This is a genomic window from Nostoc sp. 2RC, assembly GCF_014222165.1.
Lineage (GTDB): Bacteria > Cyanobacteriota > Cyanobacteriia > Cyanobacteriales > Nostocaceae > Nostoc > Nostoc linckia.
Genome location: NZ_JACKZU010000523.1, coordinates 1 through 4,091 on the forward strand (window position 1 = coordinate 1; position 4,091 = coordinate 4,091).

The 4,091-nt window shown below is 43.9% G+C and carries 4 protein-coding genes; 1 reads left to right on the forward strand and 3 read right to left on the reverse strand.

All coding sequences use genetic code 11. The features are described 5' to 3' along the window. Positions 1–157: 157 nt before the first annotated feature. Together GNE10_RS32520 and GNE10_RS32525 are read right to left on the reverse strand one after the other, a co-directional pair. Complete coding sequence (locus GNE10_RS32520) at positions 158–1,540, reverse strand: carotenoid oxygenase family protein (RefSeq protein ID WP_185570128.1); 1,383 nt, start codon at positions 1,538–1,540, stop codon at positions 158–160. 18 nt (positions 1,541–1,558) lie between these two features. Next, entirely contained in the window at positions 1,559–2,125 is a 567-nt protein-coding gene (locus GNE10_RS32525) for a PadR family transcriptional regulator (protein ID WP_185570129.1), read from the reverse strand. Positions 2,126–2,571: 446 nt separating this feature from the next. On the opposite strand from GNE10_RS32525, the gene GNE10_RS32530 reads away from it, so the two are divergent. Continuing rightward, positions 2,572–2,997 (forward strand): hypothetical protein, encoded by a 426-nt coding sequence (locus GNE10_RS32530; RefSeq protein WP_242062011.1) that lies wholly within the window; start codon positions 2,572–2,574, stop codon positions 2,995–2,997. Positions 2,998–3,162: 165 nt separating this feature from the next. Here GNE10_RS32530 and GNE10_RS32535 read toward each other — a convergent pair whose 3' ends face one another. Further along, positions 3,163–4,044: a 4-hydroxybenzoate solanesyltransferase gene (locus GNE10_RS32535; protein WP_185570132.1), complete on the reverse strand. Its 882-nt coding sequence runs from the start codon at positions 4,042–4,044 to the stop codon at positions 3,163–3,165. Positions 4,045–4,091: the final 47 nt, after the last annotated feature.

The following is a 4,091-nucleotide window of genomic DNA, read 5'->3' on the forward strand; positions in this document are numbered from 1 at the left end:
GGGAGCAGGGGGAGAAAGAGTTTGAGCCTTATTTACTTTTCTTTACATAGTTTGGTTTTATTTCACCGACTTACTTATTCCACGAAAGAGTGTTAACTGTCAACAGTCAACACTCAACGCAACCCGAATAATTGATTTTTTGGAATTCCCTAAATAGTTATTGCTGTGGAACCCAAGTACCATGAAATCCATAGGGTACGCGCTGGGGAATTATCACCCGCGCTACAGGTTCAGCAGTTATATCTTGGGCGTTCAGCACTAGGAATTCTGAAGTATTTGAATTTTCATCGTGGAGGAAAGTCACCAGCCAACCATCATCCTCAGCGCTTGCACCTGGGCGGGGTGCAAACACGGCTTCACCACCGTAGCGTCCTTTTCCGTATTGGTGAATTTGGGACTTGCCACTGCTGAGGTCGTATTTGATGATACCTTCAAATAAAGGTAAAGGACTGTTAGCCATTTTGTTAGTGTAGCCATACCGGGTTTGTCGCCCCAACAGGTTTTCGTTGACGCGGGGAAATTCTGAGGCTACGTCATCTAACATTTCTTCGCGCACTGTGCCGGTGCTGAGGTTAAATCGCCAGCGATACAGGCGAGGAATGTTTGCTTCTGGGTCTTGTTGGGAATCATCAGCAATCAACACTGTGGTGGAACTCATACGACAAGCAATCAGCACTACTTCGTCTTTGTCTTCGTAGGCGTTGAGGGTATGGAAGACGTAGCAAGCAGGACTTTCAAACCAGCGGATATTACTGTTGTCACCGTGACGTGGTATGATGCCAAAACGACTGGGGCGATCGCTCTCAAACATAAATGCTGGTTCTCCACGTTGCGATCGCTCTGGGTTGAAAGTCATGGGCAAATCCATGAAAATCGTGTAATTTTCTGTAATGGCGAAGTCGTGCATCATCACCCCTATGGGCAGATCGATTGGCACTGTCCATAGCAGTTCCCCTGCTGCGGAAACTACACTATATTGCAGGTATGGTGGTGGAAACAGAGAGTAGCCAAAGAAGATCATTTCGCCCGTCACTGGGTCTACTTTGGGATGGGCAGTAAAGCGGGAAATTAGTTTGCCGTTATAAGTGTATTCGCCAATGGTTTCTAATTCGGGAAGCTTGATGGCGTGAGGACTACCGCCTTCATTCAGTGCCAACATTTGTCCGGCGTGCCACACTAAGGCGGTGTTAGCTGTATTTTTACCGGGGCCATAGGGATTATCCATTTGTGGTGGTTCTAATAACCCAGTCCAGATAGCCTTACCCGCTTCTTTTTCTATTTTCCATCCTCTTGTTTGGATGTAGCGATTAGTATAAGTTGCTACGCCGTTGCTAATTTGTAGGCCATGCAACATGCCATCTCCATCAAACCAGTGATATTGACCGATTGGCGACCATTGCGGGTTAGGGCCATTGCGGACAAACATCCCGGATAATTCAGGGGGTAGTTCGCCAATAACTGACAATTTGTCAGCGATGATTTCTTCGCGGATTGGGGCAAAATTGCCATCGAGATAGGGATTAACTGCTATTGTTGTCATTCTTTTGATTGATGAGAGTTAGAAAATTTGATATTGTGATTGATGTGGATCTTGCTGACTAATGACTTTAATTGCTGTCTTCAGCCAATCAATATAAGTCTGTTCTCTACGAATCACCAACTCCAGCACCAGCCTTTGCATTACTTCTTCACGGCTAGCAGACTCATCACCCAGTACTGGTAAATCAATATTTTCACATTTGGCAAGCTTTTCATTGCGAGCGGCTAATTGCTGCTCTAATAGATGAATAATCATTTCATTAGGCAATAAATCCGCAAAGTGTAACTGAACCAGCAATGGTTCGCGTAAAATCGCTAAGGGTTGGTGAGTGCCAAGCCATCTGACTAATTCAGCTTTCCCTGATTCGGTGATGGTGTAGACTTTGCGATTAGGGCGATCGTGTTGAATCTCAATGGTACAGGTAATACAGCCTTGTTCAACTAGCTTTTCCAGGGTTCTGTAAATTTGTGCTTGGTCTGCTGGCCACAAATGACCGATGCATTGGTCGAAGCAGGTTGTTTTCAGGTCATAGCCCGTCATTGCTTGCTGCTGAAGAAGACCCAGAATTGTATGTGCTAGGGACATGAAAACGGTTTTTCCATAATTACTGTTTACTCGATAGTCCTGTCTATATACTTGCTATATTTTTATGCTAATATATGATTAATCAAATATGAGAAATGACCGCTATAAAAAGATGTGTTAACTATAGTGCGTCCTAGTAAAAAAATCGACACAGCAGTTGTAGGCTAATTTAGGGCATAAACTAATGCTAAAACCCTAACATCAACAGACTTTCCAATCTATTGCTTGTTACCTGCTATGGATGAACTTTAGTTGACATAGCGCAAGCCTTGGTGGTCAGGACATCAACAGACAATCGAACTTAGACAAAAACCAAAAAAACAGAATGGCAAAAGCCGCCACTCTCAACTTTTCCAAACAAAGACTTTTCACCCAGTCACCAGTCCCTTGCTATAAATACCAAAGCAGAAATTATTCAAGTTATTAAAGACTGTCGTTACGAGAGGATGGTAACATTGACTTCCAACACACTTCTACAAAGAATCCGTCAACATCAATACCTGCGCGATTTGCGAAACAAGTTATTGTACCTTCACAAAATGTTGCTGGAGACAGAACGCATCGCCTACGAACAGGTTAGTGGACGGGTATCAAATACACAACTTCTGCAACTAGTCATCGGTCACGAACAATTTGCTTGGTTACATCGAATTTCTGAAATTGTTGTGCAAATTGATGAAATGCTGACAGCAGATGAACCAATACCCCTGGATTATTTGCAAAATTTAACTGCTGATATCCGCAATTTGATTGTGCCTTTAGAGACAGGCAATACTTTTGAAAGAAAGTATTATAACGCCCTCCAGCGCGAACCTGCTGCTGTGCTAGCACATGCGGAGATTTCAAAGCTTCTCATGTCTAATGTTGAATAGTAAGCTGTTGACGGTTGACGGTTGACGGTAAATAAGAAGGGTGTGGGGTGTCGTTGAAATTAGTTTTCTTGACATATTAACCCCTACACCCTTTTTTGCATAGGTTTTTTATGAAAAATTGCTGAATTCTGTATTCTGAATTCTGAATTCTGAATTCTGTATTCTTCATAAACAGCCAACTACCATACCAGCAAGTAAGATAAAACCAATCCACACGTTTTGTCGGAACATCTCACCATAAGCAGGGTTAGGTAAGTTTTGGTCTGTTAATCGAAGACATTGCCAAATCCAGCCGATGGTGGCTAGGGTGAGAGTAATCCAGAAAGGTAGGTGGAGGTTGATGACTAAGCCTAACCAAGCTAATAACAAGATTGTGCCCGCAAAAAAAACTCCAATAGCCAAAGGGGCATAATCGCCAAAAAATAGAGCGCTAGAATTAACACCAATGCGGCGATCGTCTTCTCTATCGCTCATGGCATAAACTGTATCAAATCCCAATGTCCACAATACAGTTGCGCCCCAAAGTAACCAAGTTGGCTGGGAGATATTGTGGGTTACCGCACTCCAGCTAATTAACACCGCAAAACCCCAGGCGATGGAAAGTATTAGTTGAGGTACGGGAAACACTCGCTTTGCCCCTGGATAAAGTAGAATTACTGGCACTGCTGCTACAGATAGCCAAAAACTCAAGGGGTTAAGATAAAAAGCTAGAACTGCTGCACAAGCCATCGCCACAATAGCAACAACAATCCCAACTTTCACTGATAATGCACGGGAAGCTAGGGGGCGATCGCGTGTTCTTTCCACTTCTGGATCGATATCTCTATCCCACAAATCATTGACAACACACCCAGCCGCACTTGTGGCTAGAGTACCCAATACAATTACCCCAACCAAAGGTAAAGGCGGTTTCCCCGCAGCTGCCAAAAATACAGCCCACAGGGCAGGAATCATCAGTATTAATCGTCCTTCAGGTTTATGCCAGCGCAAAAGGCGGATAATTACAAGCCAAACAGGGTTTTCGTTGCTTTGTGGTGTCGTTAACATAACTATTGGGCGTGGGGCTTGAGGCATGGGGAGATGGGGAGATGGGG